At 61.2% G+C, this 20,848-nt stretch carries 16 protein-coding genes and 1 tRNA gene; 10 read left to right on the forward strand and 7 right to left on the reverse strand.

Annotated elements, in window-relative coordinates; translation table 11 throughout:
* Positions 1-95 precede the first annotated feature (95 nt).
* The gene (trxA, locus tag ACP92_RS04310; protein WP_013232893.1) at positions 96-422 is read right to left on the reverse strand and encodes a thioredoxin TrxA; all 327 of its coding nucleotides are present in this window, start codon (positions 420-422) and stop codon (positions 96-98) included.
* Between the two features lie 446 nt (positions 423-868).
* On the opposite strand from trxA, the gene ACP92_RS04315 reads away from it, so the two are divergent.
* The 8 genes from ACP92_RS04315 to dnaG all read left to right on the forward strand — a co-directional run bounded on the left by ACP92_RS04315 (position 869) and on the right by dnaG (position 14,309).
* Entirely contained in the window at positions 869-3,643 is a 2,775-nt protein-coding gene (locus ACP92_RS04315; protein WP_013232894.1) for a PD-(D/E)XK nuclease family protein, read from the forward strand.
* Complete coding sequence (locus ACP92_RS04320) at positions 3,640-7,116, forward strand: UvrD-helicase domain-containing protein (protein WP_013232895.1); 3,477 nt, start codon at positions 3,640-3,642, stop codon at positions 7,114-7,116. Before ACP92_RS04315 ends, ACP92_RS04320 begins: the two co-directional genes overlap by 4 nt.
* A 358-nt stretch (positions 7,117-7,474) precedes the next feature.
* The gene (locus ACP92_RS04325; protein ID WP_013232896.1) at positions 7,475-8,683 is read left to right on the forward strand and encodes a cation:proton antiporter; all 1,209 of its coding nucleotides are present in this window, start codon (positions 7,475-7,477) and stop codon (positions 8,681-8,683) included.
* Positions 8,680-9,909: a YbdK family carboxylate-amine ligase gene (locus ACP92_RS04330; RefSeq protein WP_041310206.1), complete on the forward strand. Its 1,230-nt coding sequence runs from the start codon at positions 8,680-8,682 to the stop codon at positions 9,907-9,909. The genes ACP92_RS04325 and ACP92_RS04330 overlap by 4 nt, the downstream gene beginning before the upstream one ends.
* A gap of 196 nt (positions 9,910-10,105) precedes the next feature.
* Positions 10,106-11,314 carry a BaiN/RdsA family NAD(P)/FAD-dependent oxidoreductase gene (locus ACP92_RS04335; protein ID WP_013232898.1) on the forward strand — a complete coding sequence of 403 codons (1,209 nt, stop codon included), beginning with the start codon at positions 10,106-10,108 and terminating at the stop codon, positions 11,312-11,314.
* A gap of 191 nt (positions 11,315-11,505) precedes the next feature.
* Positions 11,506-11,718: a 30S ribosomal protein S21 gene (rpsU, locus tag ACP92_RS04340; RefSeq protein ID WP_006462949.1), complete on the forward strand. Its 213-nt coding sequence runs from the start codon at positions 11,506-11,508 to the stop codon at positions 11,716-11,718.
* A gap of 298 nt (positions 11,719-12,016) precedes the next feature.
* Positions 12,017-12,463 carry a GatB/YqeY domain-containing protein gene (locus tag ACP92_RS04345; RefSeq protein WP_013232899.1) on the forward strand — a complete coding sequence of 149 codons (447 nt, stop codon included), beginning with the start codon at positions 12,017-12,019 and terminating at the stop codon, positions 12,461-12,463.
* 49 nt (positions 12,464-12,512) lie between these two features.
* Positions 12,513-14,309, forward strand: a complete 1,797-nt coding sequence (gene dnaG / locus ACP92_RS04350; protein ID WP_013232900.1) for a DNA primase — start codon at positions 12,513-12,515, stop codon at positions 14,307-14,309.
* A 492-nt stretch (positions 14,310-14,801) separates the two neighbouring features.
* Here the strand turns inward: dnaG and ACP92_RS25015 are convergent, their stop codons facing one another.
* A complete protein-coding gene (locus tag ACP92_RS25015) occupies positions 14,802-15,032 on the reverse strand; it encodes a hypothetical protein (RefSeq protein ID WP_232284902.1) in 231 nt (76 codons plus the stop codon).
* 115 nt (positions 15,033-15,147) lie between these two features.
* Between ACP92_RS25015 and rpoD the strand changes: the two genes are divergently transcribed.
* A complete protein-coding gene (rpoD, locus tag ACP92_RS04355) occupies positions 15,148-17,373 on the forward strand; it encodes an RNA polymerase sigma factor RpoD (protein WP_231944429.1) in 2,226 nt (741 codons plus the stop codon).
* Between the two features lie 55 nt (positions 17,374-17,428).
* A tRNA-Ile gene (locus ACP92_RS04360) sits at positions 17,429-17,507 on the forward strand.
* 232 nt (positions 17,508-17,739) lie between these two features.
* On the opposite strand, the gene ACP92_RS24485 is transcribed toward ACP92_RS04360, so the two are convergent.
* From ACP92_RS24485 to ACP92_RS24185, 5 genes are all read right to left on the reverse strand, one after another.
* Complete coding sequence (locus tag ACP92_RS24485) at positions 17,740-18,036, reverse strand: hypothetical protein (protein ID WP_013232903.1); 297 nt, start codon at positions 18,034-18,036, stop codon at positions 17,740-17,742.
* A gap of 201 nt (positions 18,037-18,237) precedes the next feature.
* Complete coding sequence (locus ACP92_RS24175) at positions 18,238-18,606, reverse strand: VOC family protein (RefSeq protein ID WP_081441881.1); 369 nt, start codon at positions 18,604-18,606, stop codon at positions 18,238-18,240.
* A gap of 134 nt (positions 18,607-18,740) precedes the next feature.
* Positions 18,741-19,175: a hypothetical protein gene (locus ACP92_RS24180; protein WP_013232905.1), complete on the reverse strand. Its 435-nt coding sequence runs from the start codon at positions 19,173-19,175 to the stop codon at positions 18,741-18,743.
* Between the two features lie 50 nt (positions 19,176-19,225).
* The gene (locus tag ACP92_RS04365; RefSeq protein ID WP_013232906.1) at positions 19,226-19,696 is read right to left on the reverse strand and encodes a DUF7832 domain-containing protein; all 471 of its coding nucleotides are present in this window, start codon (positions 19,694-19,696) and stop codon (positions 19,226-19,228) included.
* A 170-nt stretch (positions 19,697-19,866) separates the two neighbouring features.
* Entirely contained in the window at positions 19,867-20,844 is a 978-nt protein-coding gene (locus ACP92_RS24185; RefSeq protein WP_013232907.1) for a tyrosine-type recombinase/integrase, read from the reverse strand.
* Positions 20,845-20,848 lie beyond the last annotated feature (4 nt).

A 20,848-nucleotide genomic window follows, 5' to 3' on the forward strand; every position in this document is an offset into this window, starting at 1 on the left:
AGGGAGTTGCGTGGTGTGGATCTAGGATAAAGCCAGGCACCGTGTGCCGGGCGGACGGCAGCGCGAGCGCGCCGCCGCCGGATGTTACATCAGAATCAGATGTTGCTGTCGATGAACGAGACCAGCTGGCCCTTGGCCAGTGCGCCCACCTTCTGGGCGGCAGCCGCGCCGTTCTTGAACAGGATCAGGGTCGGGATGCCGCGGATGCCGAACTTGGCCGGGATGGCCTGGTTGGCGTCCACGTCCAGCTTGGCGATCTGCAGCTTGCCTTCGTATTCCTTGGCGACTTCTTCCAGGATCGGGGCGATGGCCTTGCAGGGACCGCACCATTCGGCCCAGAAATCGACCAGGACGGGTTTGTCGGACTTGAGCACGTCGGCTTCGAAGGAGGCGTCAGAAATATGTTTGATGATGTCGCTCATGGCATTTCCTCGGATGGAGGCTGTGTATAAGTGGTCAGTAAGTAATTAGCGCCGGTGGACAATACCGTATTGCCTGGCGTGAGCCATCAACGCTTCCGGAGTTGCTAGGTCTACGTGGAGTCGTTGCGCGCCGATTCAAGTTGTTTTGAAGCGCGGCAGGAGTAAGCGGCGGGGTACAGAGGCAATCATAACCCATTTTCGGCGAATGTGTAGATGGCGCTGGGGCAGCCTGTTGTCGCGCGTCATCAGCCGGCGTATCGGGCCTGCGGACGAGGCGGCAAGCGGCTTTGCCGGCCATCCATGGCTAAAAAAGGCGGCAGCGCCGCACGCGCCTGGCATACAATGCGCAGCAGTTTTAGCTCTGTTTTCCCTTGTGGCTGATTGAAAAAATCTCTTGATGCCAGAGAAAAATACAATCAGCCCCCCGCATTGAGGCCCGAGAACGCATGCTGTCCGCGACCGTACCGATTCCCCCTTCGCCCGATTTCTGGCAGCAGGCCGTGCGCCAGCTGCTGCATCCGGGACAGCCGCTGGGCCAGGCCTTGCAAGCGCAGGCGGGTGCGGCGCTGGATTTCTCGGGCGTGCAGTTGATGGTGCCGGCGTTTTCGCATGCGCAGAATTTCAAGGCCGCGCTGAGCCGCGAGTTACGCCGTCCCTATATCGCGCCGCGCATCAATACCCTCTCGGGCCTGTTGGCCATGCAGCCGCCCGGCGAGGACGCGCCACCTTCCGAGAGCGAGCGGCTCATGCAGCTCTATGCGCAATTACGCGAGCACGGCTGGCTCAAGAAGATGTTTTCGGCGCGCCGCAATGCCGACCTGCTGCCCTTGGCGCATACCCTGCTGGACTTGTCCGATGAGCTGAGCCTGGCGCTGCTGCCGGAGATCCGCGCCAGCGCTGGAGAAGACGCCATCGCCGGCCGCTGGACGCAGGCGCTGGCGCAACTGCTGGCGCCGCTGGCGCCGTCGGCGCACGCCATGCTGTCCGAAGAAGCGGCGCTGGTATGGCAGATATGGAAGATCCAGCTGGATGCGCGCGATCGCATCGTGCAGCGTTTCGACGCCATGCTGGACCTGGCCGCACGCGCCAGCCTGCCGCTGATCTGGGTCAGCCCGACCGAGCCGGAACCGCTGGATGCGGCCTTCCTGGCCGCCTATGCGCAGCACCAGCCGGTGCGCATCGTCACCCTGGACTGGAGCCGTGCAGCCATGGCGCCGCTCTATCCGCTCTACCTGTCGGCCTGGGGCGAGCTGGTGCGCGAGGAGGAGGGCCCTGCGCCGGCCTACGAGGAGTTCGCCGCATCAGCGCCACCCGAGGCATCTGCAGCAGCACCAAGCGCCTTGCCCTTGCTCTGCCCGGCGAGCGACCTGGAGAACGCCGCCGTACAGAGCGCCCAGATCGTGCTGCGCTGGCTGCAGCAGGGCAAGAACGAGATCGCCATCGTGGCGCAGGACCGCGTCACCGCGCGCCGCCTGCGCGCCTTGCTGGAACGCGCCCAGGTGTCGGTGGCCGACGAGACCGGCTGGAAGCTCTCCACCACCCGCGCCGCCGCCGCGCTGGCGGCCTGGAACGATCTGGTCTCGGCGCGCGGCGAGACCAATGCCTTGCTCGACCTGTTGAAGTCGCCCTTCGTCTTCCCCGCCGACCCCGGTCGCGCTGATCGCGTCATGCGTATCGAAGCGCGCTTGCGTCGCGCCAATATCGCCGGCGACTGGCAGGCGCTACAGACCGCCTTTGCCGACGCCCGCGATCCGGATGACCTGCAATGCATCCTCACCCTGGCGCGCCAGGCAGCCCGCTTCGGCGGCCGCAAGACGCTCTCGCAATGGTGCGAGACCCAGCGCAGGCTCTGCGAAGCGCTGGGCATGGATGCGGCCCTGCGCGAAGATGGCGCGGGCCAGCAGTGTCTGCTCATGCTCGATGAGATCGCCGCCGAGCAGGGCGCCTTGCAGGACCAATTCTCCTTTGCCGAGTGGCGGGCCCTGCTCAACCTGCGGCTGGACGCCACCTCCTACATGCCGCCCATCAAGGACCGCCGGGTCGTGATGCTGCCGCTCAATGGCGCGCGCCTGCGCCGCTTCGATGCGGTGCTGGTCATTGGCGCAGATGCCGCCCACTTGCCGTCGCCGCCGCAGGAAACCCTGTTCTTCTCCAACGCCGTGCGGCGCGAACTGAACCTGGCCACCCGCGCCACGCGCCAGCGCCAGCAGTTACGTGACCTGGTTGAACTGCTGTGCATCAATCCGGAAGTGGTGTTGTGCTGGCAGACCCACCAGGATGGCGAACCCAATCCGGTCAGCCCCTGGATCGAGCGACTGGAGCTGAAACTGGCGCAGCAGGGCGCGGCGCCCTTGCAGCGGCTGGAGTTGCCGCCGCCCGTGCAGCAGTTGCGGGCGCTACCTTCCAGCATGCCCGCGCCAAGCGCGCCGGACCTGTTGCCGCCGACGCTGTCGGCCAGCGGTTTCGGCAGTTTCCTGGCCTGTCCGTATCAGTTCTTCGCCCAGCGCATGCTGCGCGTGGCCGTCATGGATGAACTCTCGGAAATGCCCGAGAAGCGCGACTACGGCAGCTGGCTGCACGAAATCCTCTACAAGTATCACGCCCACCTGCGCGACAACGACACGCCCTTGCCGGCCCGTGCAGCGTTGCTGGCGCAGTTCTCGGAAGAGGTGTTCCAGCGCGAGATGCAGCGCCATCCGGCCGCACTGGCCTTCCATGCACGGTGGCAGAAGGTGATGCCGGCCTATCTGCTGTGGGCCAATGAACGCGAAGCCGAGGGCTGGCAGTTCGCCTTCGGTGAAGAGTCGCAATCGCAGACCTTGCAGTGGAGTGATGGCGGCATCGAACTGTATGGCCGCCTCGACCGCGTGGACCGCAATGAGCAGGGCCAGCGCGCCCTGCTCGATTACAAGACCCGCAGCGCCGCCAGCCTCAGGCAGAAGGTCAAGGAAGACGATGACCACCAGTTGGCCTTCTATGGCCTGCTGGCCGGTGGCGTGATCGAACATGCCCACTATGTGGCCCTCGAATTGGGCCCCGACAAGAAGACCGGCGACGCCGCCGCCCCCGATTTCGCCCGCAGACAGAAGATGCTCCAGCAACAGATCACGACCACCATGCAAGCCGTGGCGCACGGCGCGGCGCTGCCGGCCAACGGCATCGAATCGGTCTGCCAGTATTGCGAGATGCGCGGCCTGTGCCGCAAGGGAGCCTGGCTGTGAGCGCCGCCGAGCGAGCACCGGCGGCCTATGAGGTCAATGGCGAGGCCGTCGACGCGGCGGTCTTCACGCGCGCCGCCTGCGATCCGCGCCATTCGGTGGTGGTGGAAGCCTGCGCCGGCAGCGGCAAGACCTGGCTGCTGGTGGCGCGCATGCTGCGCTTGCTGCTCGCCGGAGCGCAGGCGCCGGAACTGCTGGCCATCACCTTCACCCGCAAGGCCGCGCAGGAAATGCGCGAGCGCCTGCTCGAACTGCTGCATGAACTGGCGTTGGCCGACGAAGCCGGCGCGGCGGCCCTGTTGCGCGAACGCGGCGTGGCCGAGCCCGATCTGCCACGGCTGCTGCCGCTGGCGCGGGGCTTGTATGAGCGCATCCTCTCCTCCGAGCAAAGCCTGTCCATCGACACTTTCCATAGCTGGTTTGCGCGCCTGTTGCAGATCGCGCCGCTGGCCTCGGGCGTGCCGTACGGCTACACCCTGACGGAAAAGAATGGCGAACTGCTCGATGAAGCCTATCGCCGCTTCATGCAAACGCTGCGCGAACCCGAGGGTGCGCACATCAAGGCAGCGCTGCTGGAACTCTATGAGCTGGCCGGCGACTTCAATGCGCGCCAGTTGCTCGACGCCTTCATCGACAAGCGCGCCGAGTGGTGGGCCGCCACCCAGGACGATGAGCAGGAAGGCGAAGAGGGCGCAGAGGAACACGCAGCGCCAGCCCCGCTGCGCTGGCTGCAGGCGCTGTGCGGCGCGGACGCGCAACGTGACGCCCGGCTGTCGCTGTGGGAAGAGCACGCGCTGGTGGCGCGCGCCAGCCAGCTGGCGATCCTGCTGGGACAGGGCGGCAGCGCCAACCAGGCGCGCGCCGTGGCCATCGAATCGGCATTGAGCGCCGGCCCGGCGCTGGAACATTTCGATGCACTCTATAGCCAGTTCTTCGACGACAAGGACAAACCGCGCAAGAACGGCAAGGTCAAGTCACTGCTGGCGGCTCTGGTACAGCACTTCGAGGCCAGCGAGGACGCTGCGCTGGTCGCCTTCGAAATGGAGTTCAACGCCGTCGGCGAGGCGCTGCGCAAGCTGCAGGGGCGCAGCAAGGAAAAGGACGTGCTGCAACTCAATGCCGCGCTCTTTACCGCCGGCCGCGCCTACCTGGCCTGCTACCAGGAAGTGAAGGCCGAGCAGCGCGTGCTGGATTTCGCCGATCTGGAATGGCAGGCCTATCGCCTCTTGCGCAACGAGGCCAGCGCGGCCTACCTGCAGACCCGGCTGGATGCGCGCTACAAGCACATCCTACTGGACGAGTTCCAGGACACCAATCCGCTGCAATGGTGCATCGTGCGCTGCTGGCTCGATGCCTATGGCGGCGATGCGGCGCAGCCCAGCGTGTTCGTGGTGGGCGATCCCAAGCAGTCGATCTATCGCTTCCGTCGCGCCGAGCCGCGGGTGTTCGTGGCTGCGCGCGAGATGTTGCGCGCCCAGGGCGCGGCCATCCTGCGCGCCAACCAGACGCGCCGCAATGCCACCGCGGTGGTCGATGTGCTCAATCGCTCATTCGTCATGGGCGGCAATCCGCTGTTCGCCCAGCAGACTACGCTAGGCCTTGCTGGAGGCGAGGTCTGGCGCTTGCCGCTGGCGCGGCCGGACGATGGTGCAGAAAACGTCAGCAGCGCCGACACCGATGCGGCCAGCGCCGCGCCCGAAGGGGAGCCGGAAGTCATCCCCTGGCGCAATCCGCTGACCACGCCACGCGGCGAAGAGGATGATGCGCGCCGCCTGCTGGAAGGGCTGGCGTTGGCGCAGGCCCTGCTCAAGGCGTATCGCGAAGTGCCGGTGGTCGAGGGCAAGGGGGCGCGGTCCATGCGCTGGGGCGACATCATGCTGCTGGTGCGCAAGCGCACGCACCTGGCCGCCTACGAGAGCGCCTTGCGCGCCGCCGGCATCCCCTTCATCTCCGACAAGCGCGGCGGCCTGCTCGAATCGCTGGAGATTGCCGACCTGATCGCGCTGCTGACTTTCCTCATCACGCCCAACGATACGCGGGCGCTGGCCCATGTATTGAAGAGTCCCATCATCAGCGCCACGGACGACGATCTGGTGCAGATCGCCCGTCGCGCCGCGCAGGCCGAGGGCGGCCACTGGTGGCGACAGCTGCAGGCCATGCAGCAGGAAGGCGCGGCCTCGGCCGCCCTGGTGCGCGCCGTGACGCTGTTGCAGCGCTGGCTGCTGGCCGCGCCCCACCTGCCGGTGCATGACCTGCTGGACATGATCCTGCACCAGGGCGAGCTGGTGGCGCGCTATGCGCAACATGCCTCGCCGCTCACGCGCAGCCAGACCCTGGGCAATATCGCTGCCTTCGTCGAGCTGTCGCTGAACATGGATGCGGGGCGGTATCCCAGCCTGCCCAAATTCATCGATGCACTGCGTGTCCTGCAGCGCAGCGCCGGCGGCGATGCCCCGGACGAGGCCAGCGTGGACGCCAGCGGCGACGCCGTGCGCATCCTGACCGTGCACAGCGCCAAGGGACTGGAAGCGCCGGTGGTGGCGATCCTTGATGCGAACCATAGCGATTCGGTGGAAGACAACCTGGGCATCCTGTGCGCCTGGCCCCAGGATGAAGATGCGCCCACGCACTTCTCCGCCTTTGGCCGTCGCAGCGAACGCGGCAGCGCGCGCGATCCGCTGTTCGAGGAAGAAGAAACGCTGCGCACCCAGGAAGACTGGAACCTGCTCTACGTGGCCGTCACCCGCGCCAAGCAATTGCTGCTGGTGTCCGGCGTGGCCGGCACGCGCGGTGCGGACGCGGGCGGCGTGGTGCAGGGCAGCTGGTACCAGCGCCTCTTCGCCAGCGATGCGCCGGTGCGCGAGATCAGCGAAGAAGCCGTCCATGGCGCCGAGGCCGCCGCCATCGAAGAGCGCTTCTCGCTGGCGCTCTTCGATCCGCGACCATTGCCGATGTCGCTCTTTGGCGCGCCCGCCGATGACCCGCAAGACGCTGTGCCGGCCCTCACCGCTGATGGCGCCTTGGTCAGCACCGACGCCATCGATGAAGGCGTGGCCCTGCACGCGCTGCTGGAACGGCTGACCCATGGCCATGCCTGGCCGCTGCATGTGCCATCGGCCAGCGTGCTGGTGCGCTGGCTGGGTATTTCTGCAGAGATGGCGCAGGTGGTCCATGCCCAGGCCCGTGAGGTGCTGGCGCAGCCGCAGCTGGAACGCTTCTTCAATCCGGCCCTGCATCGCTGGGCGCGCAATGAGATGGAGATCGTCACGCCCAATGGCCTCATGCGCCTGGACCGCGTGGTCATGTTCGACGATGAACTCTGGGTAATCGATTACAAGCGCCGCCTGCTCGACAGCGAGCGCGCCGACTATGCCGCGCAGCTGGGGCGTTATCGCAGCGCCCTCATGTCGGTGTTTTCTGACAAGCAAATCAGGTCTGCGCTGATTACTGCAGAGGGCGCGCTCATAGAGCATTGAGGCTCCCCCAACTTCCTTCTTCAACTCCATGCGCTGCGGATAAATTCCAGAAATTCAAAAACATCAGATCAGGAAATTAAAAAGATTCCGTTGTAATTTAAAGATGACGCATCGCGAAGAGTCATCGACGCGTCGGGAAGAAAGAACGAGCCAGTGACACCATCGGACAGCAAGGAATTCGGCATCGCCGGTTTTCTTCATCCCGATTTGTGAGTACACTCGACCCCGACCTCGCCGGGTAGTCACGCATCGCATCGCCGATCTCGCCACCCGGACTCACGCGATCCACGCAGGCGGCTCTGGGCATGGCCCATGTCCTGCGCGGTTTCAACAACCTAATCGTTACACAGGAGGAGATATGGAGTGGGCTCTTCCGTCTTTCACGCTCGCACAGACGCTGCAATGGAATGCCTTGCTGGTATTCGGCGGCTTGCTGCTGTTCGGGCTGATCGCGGGCTACGTAGTTTCCAAGTCCCCATGGGTGCCACGCATCACGGGTTATCTGCTGGTCGGTTTCCTGCTCGGATCGGGCGGCTTCAATCTGCTCTCCGGTGAAGTCCTCAAGGTCACCAATATCTTTGCTGACATCGCTGTCGCGCTGGTGGTCTATCAGTTGGGGCGCTATGTCGACATCGGCTGGCTGCGCCGCGAAAAATGGCTGATGATCACGGTGGCCGTCTCGGCGGTGCTGTGCTTCGGCTTCGTCAGTATCGCGCTGACCTGGTTCGGCACCGATTCGGTGATGGCCCTCTTGGGCGGCGTGATGGCCATTGCCACCGCTCCGGCGGTGGTGCTGGTGGTGCTGCGCGACCTCAAGGCAGAAGGCCAGGTCACGCGTCGCCTGGCCGCCATGACGGCGCTCAACAACTTCGTCGCCGTGCTGGCTGCTTATGCCTTGCTGCCGGTAATTGCGCATGAGGCTGGCACGCCGGTCTGGACGCTGATCCAGCACACCCTCTATTCACTGGTGGGCTCGGCCATCCTGGCCTACCTCACCTACTGGCTGATGATGCCGCTGGCGCGCCTGCTGGGCCGCGAGAACAGTTCGCAGTTCGTGCTGGTGATCTCGGTGATCGCGCTGGCCATCGGTGTGGCGCATGCACTGCATCTGCCGGTGATGCTGACCATGCTGATCTTCGCCATCCTCTCCAAGAACCTGGATCGCCAGTTCGACCTGATGGAGCTGGAGTTCGGCGTGGCCAACGAGTTGTTCGTGGTGATGCTCTTCGTCACCGTGGGCGCATCGATGAAGCTGTCGGACCTGGGCCTGTTGGGCTTCTCGGTGCTGATCCTGATTGCGGCGCGCTTCCTGGCCATGGGCCTGGGGATCTTCCTCTTTGCGCGCTTTGCACGCATGAACTGGCGGCAGGCCGGCTTGCTGACCCTGGGCACCTTGCCCATGACTGAAGTGGGCGTGGGCCTCATGCAGACCGTGTCGTCACTGTATCCGCACACCACGGCCAATGTCTTGCCGCTGCTGGCCGGCAGCATGGTGGTCCTGGAATTCCTGGGCCCGGTGGCCACGCAGTTTGCCCTGATCAAATCTGGAGAGAGTGGACGCGAATGAATACCGAGACACTGATCCGCAATGAACATGACAGCCCTGCCAGCCAGGCCCACGTGGCCGGCCCGCAGGGCAGCGCCGGCATCCTGCCGTTCGGTTCTTCCACGCCCTTTACCATGGGCATCGAACTGGAACTGCAACTGGTCAACCGACGCAACTACAACCTGGCCAGCGATGCGGTGGACCTGCTGAACTGGATCGAGCCACGCGATCTGCAAAAACAGATCAAACTGGAAATGACGCAAGGGATGATCGAGCTGAACTCGGGCATCCATACCCGCGTCGATGAACTGATCGAAGAGTTGAAGGGCTTGCGCGCCGCCTTGAACAAGGGCGCGCAATATCTCAACATCGACGTCTCCGGCGGCGGCGCGCACCCCTTCCAGCACTGGAACGAGCAGCGCATCACGCCCAGCGAACGCTTCCATTACCTGCACGAGAAGTACGGCTACCTGGCCAAGACCTTTACCGTGTTCGGCCAGCATATCCACATCGGCGTGGAGAACGGTGATGATGCGCTCTATCTGACCCACGGCTTCTCGCGCTACGTGCCGCACTTCATCGCCTTGTCGGCGGCTTCGCCGTTCTACCAGGGCGCCGATACCAAGTTCGATTCCTCGCGCAGCAACGTGGTGCGCGCCTTCCCGCTGTCGGGTACCGCTCCGGTGCATACCAAGTGGGCCGAGTTCGAGACCTACTACGATGAATTGCACCAGATGGGCATCATCGCCAGCATGAAGGATTTCTATTGGGACATCCGCCCCAAGCCCGAATACGGCACCGTGGAAATCCGCGTCTGCGACACGCCCCTGACCATCGAGCACGCCGCGCACCTGGGCGCCTACGCCCAACTGCTGGCGCGCTGGATCCTGACCGAGCGGCCATTCGTGGTAGGGGATGATTTCTACCTGCTGTATCAATACAACCGCTTCGAAGCCAGCCGTTTCGGCCTCAACGGCCAGCTGGCCTTGCATGGCGCCACGCCCTCGCAATCGCGCAAGCTGCCCATCTATGAGCACCTGTTGCAGCAATTGCAGTTGCTGGAGCCCTATGTGGCCAATGAGGCCGAGCAGCAGACCATCCTGCGCCTGCGCCGCATGGCGCATGACCGCCTCTCCGATGCCGCCTGGTTGCGCCAGATGTTTGCGCAGCGTGGTTCGCTCAACGACATGATGCGGCTGTCCTCGGAATTGTGGATGGGCGTGGAACCGCCGCCGTATTTCCAGTGATGGCCCACCAGGCTCACGGGTCCAAAGCTTGAGGCTTGGCTTTCCGGGCGATTGCAGAGCGCAAGGGAAGTCAGGAGGAAGAAGGCAGGAGGCTGGCGTCGCGAGATGCCGGCCTCTTGTCTTTTGGGGCGGGTATCGCCGACAATCACGGCTTTGAAGCGGCCTCGGGCTGCACCGAATGCGTGCCGGAGGAAGCATGAGCAAGACCAATCCCAATCATTTTGATGTCGCCATCATCGGCGCTGGCGCGGCCGGCATGATGTGCGCCGCCGTGGCCGGCCAGCGTGGCCGGCGCGTGGTGCTGATCGATCACGCCGGCAAGCTGGCCGAGAAGATCCGCATCTCCGGCGGTGGCCGCTGCAATTTCACCAACGTGGGCGCGGGGCCGCAGCACTACCTGTCGCAGAATCCGCATTTCTGCCGCAGCGCCTTGTCGCGCTACACGCCGCAGGATTTCATCGGTCTGGTCAAGCGCCACCGCATCGGTTTCCATGAAAAGCACAAGGGCCAGCTGTTCTGCGACGATTCCGCCGAAGACATCATCGCCATGCTCAAGGCCGAATGCGACGCCGGCAACGTCAGCTGGCGCATGCCCTGCACGGTGCAGGAGGTCGGCAAGAGCAGCGAGCACTTCCGCATCGCCACCAGTGCCGGCGAGATCCAGGCGGCCAGCCTGGTGATTGCGACCGGCGGCCTGTCCATTCCCAAGATCGGCGCGACCGATTTCGCCTATCGCATCGCCCGCCAGTTCGACCTCAAGCTGGTCGAGACGCGTCCCGGCCTGGTGCCGCTGACCTTCGATGGCAAGGCCTGGCAGTCACTGACCGAGCTGGCCGGCATTGCGCTGGAGGTGGAAGTGGAGACCGGCGCGAAGAAGGAGCGCGGGCATTTCCTCGAAGACCTCTTGTTCACCCATCGCGGCCTCTCGGGGCCTGCCATCCTGCAGATTTCCAGTTACTGGAAACCCGGCACCCCGCTGACCCTGAACCTGCTGCCGCAACTGGACGTGGCCGAGACGCTCATCGACGGCAAGGGGACCATCAAGAAGAACCTCGGCAATATCCTGGCGCAGTGGCTACCCAATCGCCTGGCCGAGGGCTGGCTCAAGATCAATGGCTTCGATGCCGGCGGGCGCATCGCCGACATGCCCGACAAGTCGCTCAAGAAACTGGGCGATTCGCTCAATCGCTGGGTGATCCTGCCCAGCGGTTCGGAGGGGTACCGCAAGGCCGAAGTCACCCTGGGCGGAGTGGATACCCGCGAGCTGTCGCAGCAGACCATGATGGCCAACAAGGTGCCGGGCCTGCATGTCATCGGCGAGGCCATGGACGTGACCGGCTGGCTGGGCGGCTACAACTTCCAGTGGGCCTGGGCCTCCGGTGTGGCGGCGGGTTCGGCGGTGTGAGAGGGATTTTTCCTTCGGCAGCCCTTGACTTCAGGTGAATCATCATCTTGACTGTGATAAGTGCCTGATTCTTATCCCTTTTTTACCGCGGGGGTGGAAAAAATGCCACGTTTGGCCTTCCAATCGGGTGCCAGTGCTGCTACAATCGCTTTCTTTGCTAATCCAACCTAACCTTTTTGGTTTGAATTTACATGACCACTATTCGCGTTAAAGAGAACGAGCCGTTCGAAGTTGCAATGCGTCGCTTCAAGCGCACCATCGAGAAGACCGGTCTGCTGACCGAACTGCGCGCACGCGAGTTCTACGAAAAGCCGACCGCTGAGCGCAAGCGCAAGCTGGCTGCTGCCGTGAAGCGTCATTACAAGCGCATCCGCAGCCAACAGCTGCCCAAGAAGCTGTACTAAGAATTTCTCGCCGCGCATTCGTGCGGCCGATGTGTAAACCCGCTCCGGTGTTGGTCCGCAGCGGGTTTTCGCATTTATTTCCGGCGTCATCTCCGGCGTCGCTGCGGATCAGGGTGCTTTCCTGGTTTTTCCTCTTTTGAGCCCCATATGAAGGAAAAAAGCAGCGATCCGGACTGGCGATAAGCCCATCCATGTTCTACGATCCTAAGGCCAGGCCGCGTGATTGCCGTCTGGAATACTGGATGCGGGATGGCGCCAGATCGCAGAATACTCATCCACCTCATCTTCGGAGTACCCCATGGGTTTGAAAGAGCAGATCACGGAAGACATGAAGGCCGCCATGCGCGCCAAGGATATGGGCAAGCTGGGCACCATCCGCCTCTTGACCGCCGCGATGAAGCAGAAGGAAGTCGATGAACGGGTCGAGCTGACCGACGCCCACGTGCTGGCCATCATCGACAAGATGGTCAAGCAGCGCAAGGATTCCATCTCCCAGTTCGAAGCCGGCGGCCGCCAGGACCTGGCTGATGTCGAGAAGGCCGAACTGGCCGTCCTCTCCACCTACATGCCGGCCAGCCTCTCGGACGACGAGATCAAGGCCGAGGTGCAGGCCGCCGTGGCCGCCACGGGCGCTGCCGGTCCGCAGGACATGGGCAAGGTCATGGGTGTGTTGAAGCCCAAGCTGGCCGGCCGTGCCGACATGACGGCCGTGTCCGCGCTGGTCAAGGCCGCGCTGGCTTCCTGAGCCGCGTCTTCCTGGCATTGCGCCTAGCCCCGACAGTTCAGCTACCCAGGTGATTCCTCAGTCGTTCATCCAGGACCTGCTCAACCGCGTCGACATCGTCGACGTGGTGGGACGCTACGTGCAATTGAAGAAGGGCGGGGCCAATTTCATGGGCCTGTGCCCCTTCCACAACGAGAAGTCGCCCAGCTTCACCGTCAGCCCCACCAAGCAGTTCTATCATTGCTTCGGCTGTGGCGCGCACGGTACCGCGATCAGTTTCCTGATCGAATATTCCGGCATGGGCTTCGTCGAAGCCGTCAAGGACCTGGCCCAGAACGTCGGCATGGTGGTTCCCGAGCGCGAAGACAGCATCCCCCTGGCGCAGCGCCAGGAGAAGCAGGCCAAGAGCATGGCCCTGTCGGACGTGATGACGCGCGCCAACGATTTCTACCGTCACCAGCTGCGCAGCGCCCAGCCGGCCATCGCCTATCTCAAGGGGCGCGGGCTGACCGGCGAGATCGCCGCCCGCTTCGGGCTGGGCTATTCGCCCGACGAGTGGGATAGCCTGCGCCAGGTTTTCCCCGACTACGACAACGAAGCCCTGGTCGAGTCTGGCCTGGTGATCGACAAGAGCGAGGAGGGCGGCGCTCATCGCAAGCGCTACGACCGCTTCCGCGGGCGCATCATGTTCCCCATCCGCAATACCAAGGGCCAGGTGATCGGCTTTGGCGGGCGGGTGATGGATGGCGGCGAGCCCAAGTACTTGAACTCGCCCGAAACGCCGCTATTTCAGAAGGGTAGCGAGCTGTACGGCCTGTTCGAGGCGCGCCAGGCCATCCGCGAAGCTGGCTATGCGCTGGTGACCGAAGGCTACATGGATGTGGTCGCGCTGGCCCAGCTGGGCTTCCCGCAGGCGGTGGCCACGCTGGGGACGGCGTGTACGCCGATCCACGTGCAGAAGCTGGTGAGGCAGACCGACCAGGTGATCTTCAGTTTCGATGGCGACAATGCCGGCCGCCGCGCCGCCCGCCGCGCGCTGGAAGCCTGCCTGCCGCATGCCTCCGACAACAAGACCATCAAGTTCCTGTTCCTGCCCAAGGAGCATGACCCCGACAGTTACGTGCGCGAGATGGGCGCGCCGGCCTTTGAAGAGCAGATCCGTGAAGCGCTGCCGCTGTCGCAGTTCCTGCTGCGCGAGATCATCGGCGAGAACGACCTGCGCACGCCCGAAGGCCGCGCCCATGCGCAGTTTGCCGCCAAGCCGCTGCTGCAGGCGCTGCCCGCCTCGGCGCTGCGGCTGCAGATCGTGCGCAGCGTGGCCCAGGCCACGCAGTCCACGCCGGCTGAGCTGGAAGTGCTGTTCGAACTGGAAAAGCCGGTCGCCCGGGTCCGCGCCGCGCCAGCACGCAGCAAGCGCACCGCCCCGGTCGGGCTGGAGCGCCAGATCATGCGCCTGCTGGTCGCCCATCCGCAGCTGGCCGCCGACCTCGATGCCGGTGCGCTGGAAGCGATCGCCCGCATCGCCCCGGACCAGGCCGAGATGCTCACCCATCTGGTCGGGGTGGCCCAAGGCATGGGTGAGCAAGCCAATTTCGCCGCCCTGGTCGAGCACCTGCGCGAGGGCGGCCCCGAATTCGATTCGATGATTGCCGAAATCGCCGCCGAATCGGAATCCGAATTTGATGTCGTGCGCGCCGAGATGGGCGGCGCCATCCGCCAGGCCCGCATCCGCGCCCTCGACGAAGAGATGCAGATGCTGGTGACGTCCAATCTGCGTACCGAAGAAGATCGCAACCGCTACCGCGAACTGATGCAGCGCAAGGAATGGCTCAAGCGCCAGGCCGGCGCGGCAGTGGCGGCGGGATGAAGGTGGAATGAAAAGCGCGTCTCCCGCAGGGGAGGCGCACAAGGCAAGAGCGGGGACCCGCCATGGCGCGTGCATTGCAGGTGCAGATGACGGGGGAAAGTGCAGGAGCGGCTCGGCAGGGGCGCCCGCAAGCGATGGCAAAGCGTTGCAATTTGCTGTCATTTGCCGTCCCGATGGGCTGGCGATAGCCGAATATCGCGGCTTGATCCGGGAGAAAAGGCCCCCATCTGTGCTATACTATAGGGCTTTAGTTCCGCCGGATGGCTCTTGCATCCTCATCCTGCGGCAACATGCATTTCATCCCGACGCCTGGGATGCAGTGACGGCAAGCAGCGTATCGCCTGCCGGATTGTGGATGGCAAGACTGCCTGCCTTCGCAATCGATGGGCCGCCTGGTAAAAAGGAACGTTGCGCGTGCAGCCGGAGTCTACCGGGAAACCGGAACCGGAGTTGCATCATTAGCATGACTTGATTGGCGCAATGAGTGAATTCTCAATTGGCAGTTGATTCTATGGCAAATGCAATGAAGAAACCCGCGAAAACTCCAGCAGCGTCGACAAAGAGCAGCAAGACGGTGACGGCGGCAAAACCGACCGCCGCCGCCAGGCCCACCAAGGCGGTGGCCGCCAAATCGCCAGTCAAGGGGACAGCGAAGGCAGCCGATACCGTAAAAACCACGGCAAAGACTGCAGCAGCAGCGACGCCGAAAAAGACGGCAGTCAAGACAACTGCCGCCAAGCCGGCCCGCGCCGCAGCGCCCAAGGCGACTGCAACGCCAGCCAACAAGTTACCTCAAGCCGCCGAACAAGCGGTTTCTGTGAAAGCGACGAAGACTTCCGTGACCACCAAGAAACCCGAAACCAAGACCGCCAAGACCACCAAAGCAGCAAAGGTCGAAGGCAAGGACGTCAGCGCGACTGCCGCGTCGAGCGTAAGCCAAACCACTGATGCCGCTGCCCTGGCAGCCATCGACACTTCCGGCTATGTGCTGCCCAGCGTCAAGGTGCCGGGCCGCCGTGGCCGCAAGCCCAAAGAATTCCAGCCCGAGAGCGACGAAGTGGCAGCGCTCAACACCATCGAGCGTACTGAGTTGAAGGCGGCCGACAAGGCCAAGGCCAAGGACCGCAAGGCCAAGGAAAAGGCCTTGCTGAAAGACGCCTTCTCCTCCGACACCGAAGCCAGCGAAGAAGAGCTGGAACGCCGTCGCCAGAAGCTCAAGACCCTGATCAAGCTCGGCAAGGAGCGTGGTTTCCTGACCTTCTCGGAAATCAACGATCACCTGCCCGAGAACATCGTCGATCCCGAAGCCATCGAAGGCATCATCGGCACCTTCAGCGACATGGGCATCTCGGTCTACGAGCATGCCCCAGACGCTGAAACCCTGCTGCTGTCGGACAACGTGGCCAACGTCGCCAGCGATGACGACGCCGAGGCCGCTGCCGAAGCCGCGCTGTCGACCGTGGACTCCGATTTCGGCCGCACCACCGACCCCGTGCGCATGTACATGCGCGAAATGGGCTCGGTCGAACTGCTGACCCGCGAAGGCGAAATCGAGATCGCCAAGCGTATCGAAGATGGCTTGAAGGACATGATCCAGGCCATCTCCGCCTGCCCGACCACGATCGCCGAGATCCTGGCCGCGGCCGAGCGTATCTCCAAGGACGAGATCAAGGTCGACGAGATCGTCGACGGCCTGGTCGATCCCAACGAGAGCGAGCAACAGGTCGAGGCTGCCTCTTCCGACTCCGATGAAGACGACGAGGACGAAGAAGAAGAGGAAGAAGACGAAGAAGAAGAGGAAAGCGAGAGCACCGGCTCTGGCGCCGCCGGCTTCTCCGCCGAACAGCTGGAACAGTTGAAGCGCGACGCGCTGGGCAAGTTCGCCGTCATCGGCACCCAGTTCGAGAACATGCGTAAGGCCTTCGAGAAGGAAGGCTACAACTCCAAGCCCTACGTCAAGGCGCAGGAAATCATTTCCAACGAGCTGCTGGGCATCCGCTTCACCGCCAAGATCGTCGAGAAGCTGTGCGACACCCTGCGTGCCCAGGTGGACGAAGTGCGCACCGTGGAACGCCAGATCCTGGACGTGGCCGTCAACAAGTGCAACATGCCGCGCGCGCACTTCATCAAGGTGTTCCCGGGCAATGAAGTGAACCTGGACTGGGTGGACGGCGAAGTGGCGGCCAACCATGACTACAGCGCCGTGCTGAGCCGCAACGTGCCGGCCATCAAGGAACTGCAGCAGAAGCTGATCGACCTGCAGGCCCGCGTGGTGCTGCCGCTGCAAGACCTGCGCGCGATCAACAAGAAGATGGGCGCCGGCGAGAAGAAGGCGCGCATGGCCAAGCGTGAAATGACCGAGGCCAACCTGCGTCTGGTGATCTCGATCGCCAAGAAGTACACCAACCGTGGCCTGCAGTTCCTGGACCTGATCCAGGAAGGCAACATCGGTCTGATGAAGGCAGTGGACAAGTTCGAATATCGTCGCGGCTACAAGTTCTCGACCTATGCGACCTGGTGGATCCGTCAGGCCATCACCCGCTCCATCGCTGACCAGGCGCGCACCATCCGTATTCCGGTGCACATGATCGAAACGATCAACAAGATGAACCGCATCTCGCGTCAGATCCTGCAGGAAACCGGCGCCGAGCCGGATCCCGCGACCCTGGCGATCAAGATGGAAATGCCGGAAGACAAGATCCGCAAGATCATGAAGATCGCCAAAGAACCGATCTCCATGGAAACGCCGATCGGTGACGACGACGATTCGCATCTGGGCGACTTCATCGAAGACAACAACACGCTGGCCCCGGCAGATGCGGCGTTGCATGCTTCGATGCGCAACGTGGTCAAGGACATCCTGGATTCCCTGACCCCGCGCGAAGCCAAGGTGCTGCGCATGCGTTTCGGTATCGAGATGTCGACCGACCATACGCTGGAAGAAGTGGGCAAGCAGTTCGACGTGACCCGCGAGCGTATCCGTCAGATCGAAGCCAAGGCCTTGCGCAAGCTGCGTCACCCGTCGCGCTCTGACAAGTTGAAGAGCTTCCTCGAAGGGAATTGATAGAAGGGCATCATCATCAGCCGGCGGAAATGTTAAAATCGCCGGCTGATTTTTTGGCCCCCTAGCTCATGCTTGGTTAGAGCAGCGGACTCATAATCCGTTGGTGCCGTGTTCGACTCACGGGGGGGCTACCAGTACCAGAGCGGCTTAGCGACTTATTGTCCTAAGCCGCTTTTTCTTTTGCTGGGGGATTTTTTGCCCATTTTGCCAAAACGCCCTGTGAATAAAATAACGTTGCATTCAGGGAAAACAAAGTCGAATGTTGAACGTTGCCAGTGAATGTCAGCTATTGGCCGATAGCTGACCCTTTCGAACATCAAGCCCACGAAAGCGGCTTTCGTCACAGGTGACCAATCCTGCTTTGGATTAAACCAGGCGGTATCCCTTGGCGGTCAGGCTTTGTACGATCCAGTCATTACCTCTCCATCCGCAATACAGCGCCTTCGCCAACGTCAGCATTAACGCCAGCGACCAAGTAACTGGCGAGTCGAAGGTGCACAGCAGCTTGGCGGCCACTTCCGCGGCGAACAATCGGCCAGCCTGTGGAAGAAGTTCTTCTGAAAATGCCCATAACGTACTGAGCGTCAACGCGCCCCAATTGAATCCATGGCGGACTTTCCGCTCAGGCAGCGTCGGGTGAATAAATAGCCTGCTTGGTTTCATAAATTGAATAATCTGGCAATTCTCGACAGGCGTCGCACATCGGCTCTCCAAATTCTATGTGGCGCGTTGTTATATAAGAAAAATCGTCATTCGGAAATGTTCGGAATGGCAACTTTTATCTTGGTCGGAGCGACGGCGCTGCATTTCGGCGGTGTAAGCCGTTGTCCGTTTCTGGCCGGAAGCAGCCGCACCCGCTCTCGTTCAAGCTCGCTGGCGATACTCTCTACTGGATATCGATACCGAATTCCCATCAGGATCTTTAGCATTAGCGAATTGATAGCCATTTGCCTGATGGGTACCGCCGAATTCCAGACCTCTTTGCGCAGAGTCGGCCTTAAATTTTTCAACATCGGAAACACTGAACATCAGCTTGACCACTGCCTGCCCAAATTTCAGAGATTTGGCTGCCTGATGAATCAAAAGGTTGATGCCGGCATCTGGGGCATTCAATTCGATGAGGCCATCATCTACTTCACCGGTCGTCCTGAATCCAAAATAATCTTTGTAGAAGGCACTGGTTACAGCAGGATTACGGGCGTATATCAAAATCGTATTGAGCGGTGCAGTCATGGCTCGAACAGAGGAATAGGAAACTTGAAAGTTTGGCCGAAAGGCCTTCGTTGCAGACTTTATCAATAAGCGCTATTTTTTCAGCCAATCCGACTCTTCGTGAAAGTCTGCTTCTGGCCGATAGTGGACACCGCTCAAACGTTGTTCAGCGCGTGCGATAACCGAGGATCGTTCATCCAAACAGAATCAGAAACGGAGAATGCCTCTTTCGCACGGCCAGAACTAAGTGCGTCCTCGCGCGATAGCATCCGGCCCAATACCCCCTCATGTTCCCAGCGCGATCCAGGCGCATCTACAACTCGACATCCTGGGCTGCCATCGATTACCCGCCATTCAATGGCTACACACTCCTTTGCGTTCTTGTCGGCACCATTGCCCCAGCCTCGCATGCTTATCGCCATTGCAACACCATTCTCAGGATGTGACACGGTAAAGGTGCATGCATACACTGCAAATGGCCCGTCGCCGTCATAAACAAATCCCCGAAACGTTTTTGTTTCATGTCCGCATGTGCCGCAATTGCCAACTATGGCTTCACTTCCTTGTTCTATCCGAAAAAGATCATTCATTTTTTATCTCATAGGGCTTGATGTCAGTTCCTGGCCGGTTGCTGACGCCGCTACGTCTTGTCAATGGGATGAGACAGGGTCCATGCAGCATATCTCTCGTCAATACGGGACTTGATGAGATCGTAGTTTTGCCAAGTATCTTTTACCGCGTACTCAGATCCAAGATCTTTGACAAGTAGCTCTCGATAATCCTCAATAAACCTGCCCGTCGACAACTCAAAATAGTCTCGGGCGAAGCTATTTCCTCTGGCAGTGACCATATAGTCGATCAGGCAGTCACCCAGCCGTTCATATAATTGAGGCCCAGTAAGTTCCCGGCGCTTGAACTGCGCAATAGCATTGGAAACATCAGGTGAGCTCTCATGTAGAAAGTTCATATCGGCCAACCATCCAACAAAAACACCGGTATGGACGTAAGCCTGGGAAATGGGAAATGATGAGGGAAAGTCATCTGCACCATAATGATACTTGGCCTTGTCATAGACAAAGGGCTCTTCATTTACTGATATTTTTGTCGTCATAGTAGATTTTTGTCTAAATGCACAATTCGGCGCCAATAAAGGTCCGCTTCTGGCCGATTGCGGACTTACTGACAGTAGTGTCGCAAAAGAAAAGCCACCCGTATAGGTGGCTTAAGATCATTTTTTGTTGCACTCCGGAATAAGCGCTCGGCCAACTATGTTCATAGCCGCTACGACGATTTCTTACCGATACGCTCGATTGCACTCTTTAAAGAACTGGTCGCTAGGTGGGCATACCGTTTGGTGCTGGATGCTGTCTTATGGCCTAGTACCGCGCCGACAGTGTATAGATCGACGCCTTCGTTGATCATTGAACTGGCTGCACTATGTCGTAAATCGTGAAAATGCAGCCAGTCTAGACCTACCAATTTTCGAGCATCTCTGAAGTGCTTGGAAATTCGACTTTGATCAGGGAGTGGGACTTTGGCGCAGCAGCGAATCTTTCGATGCATCGGAACGATCCGAGGCTCACCATTTTTGGTTTCATCCAGCACGAATGCATCGTGCGTTCTTTCTGCCCGGAGAATTTCAGACATGCGCATTCCGCTATAAAACGCGATGCGAACAGCAGCGCGTGTGGGGCGGTGTTTCGATGCAAGGCACAATTGAAGCATTTCCTTCCTGGTGATATATCGCCGTCGTTCATTGCGAACCAGAGGGGCAATCACCCGTTCGGCAGGATCGTGTTCGGACATACCGTGATGCTTCCATGCATATCTGCACGCTGACGTGAGATAGCGAATCCGGTTTCGCAGGGTTGCGGCGGCAAGTGGTGAATCATTATCTTCATCAGCACGTCCAGCTTTTGCCATATATGATTTGCAGACCTGCGCCAGCTCAGACATATGCCGCCCCTTGTATGCGAAATACATCTGCGCCAACTCACGGGCAATGTTAGCACCACTTTTTAGAAGTGGTACTCGCTCCTCAATATAGATATCGACTGCATCATCAATCAGATGATCTGGGCGCTCAACATTGTTGGCTACTGCGTAGAGACGCGCTGATTCTTCACGGTCGAAGGCGTCCGCCTGGGATTTATTCCAAGTTTTCGGAAGGTATTTTCTAACCCTGATCCGCTTACCTTTAAGCCGGCGGTCAAATTCAAAGACGAAATTACCTCTTTCTTTATCACGGTATATCGGCATGATT

This window comes from Herbaspirillum seropedicae (assembly GCF_001040945.1).
GTDB classification, from domain to species: Bacteria; Pseudomonadota; Gammaproteobacteria; order Burkholderiales; family Burkholderiaceae_D; genus Herbaspirillum; species Herbaspirillum seropedicae.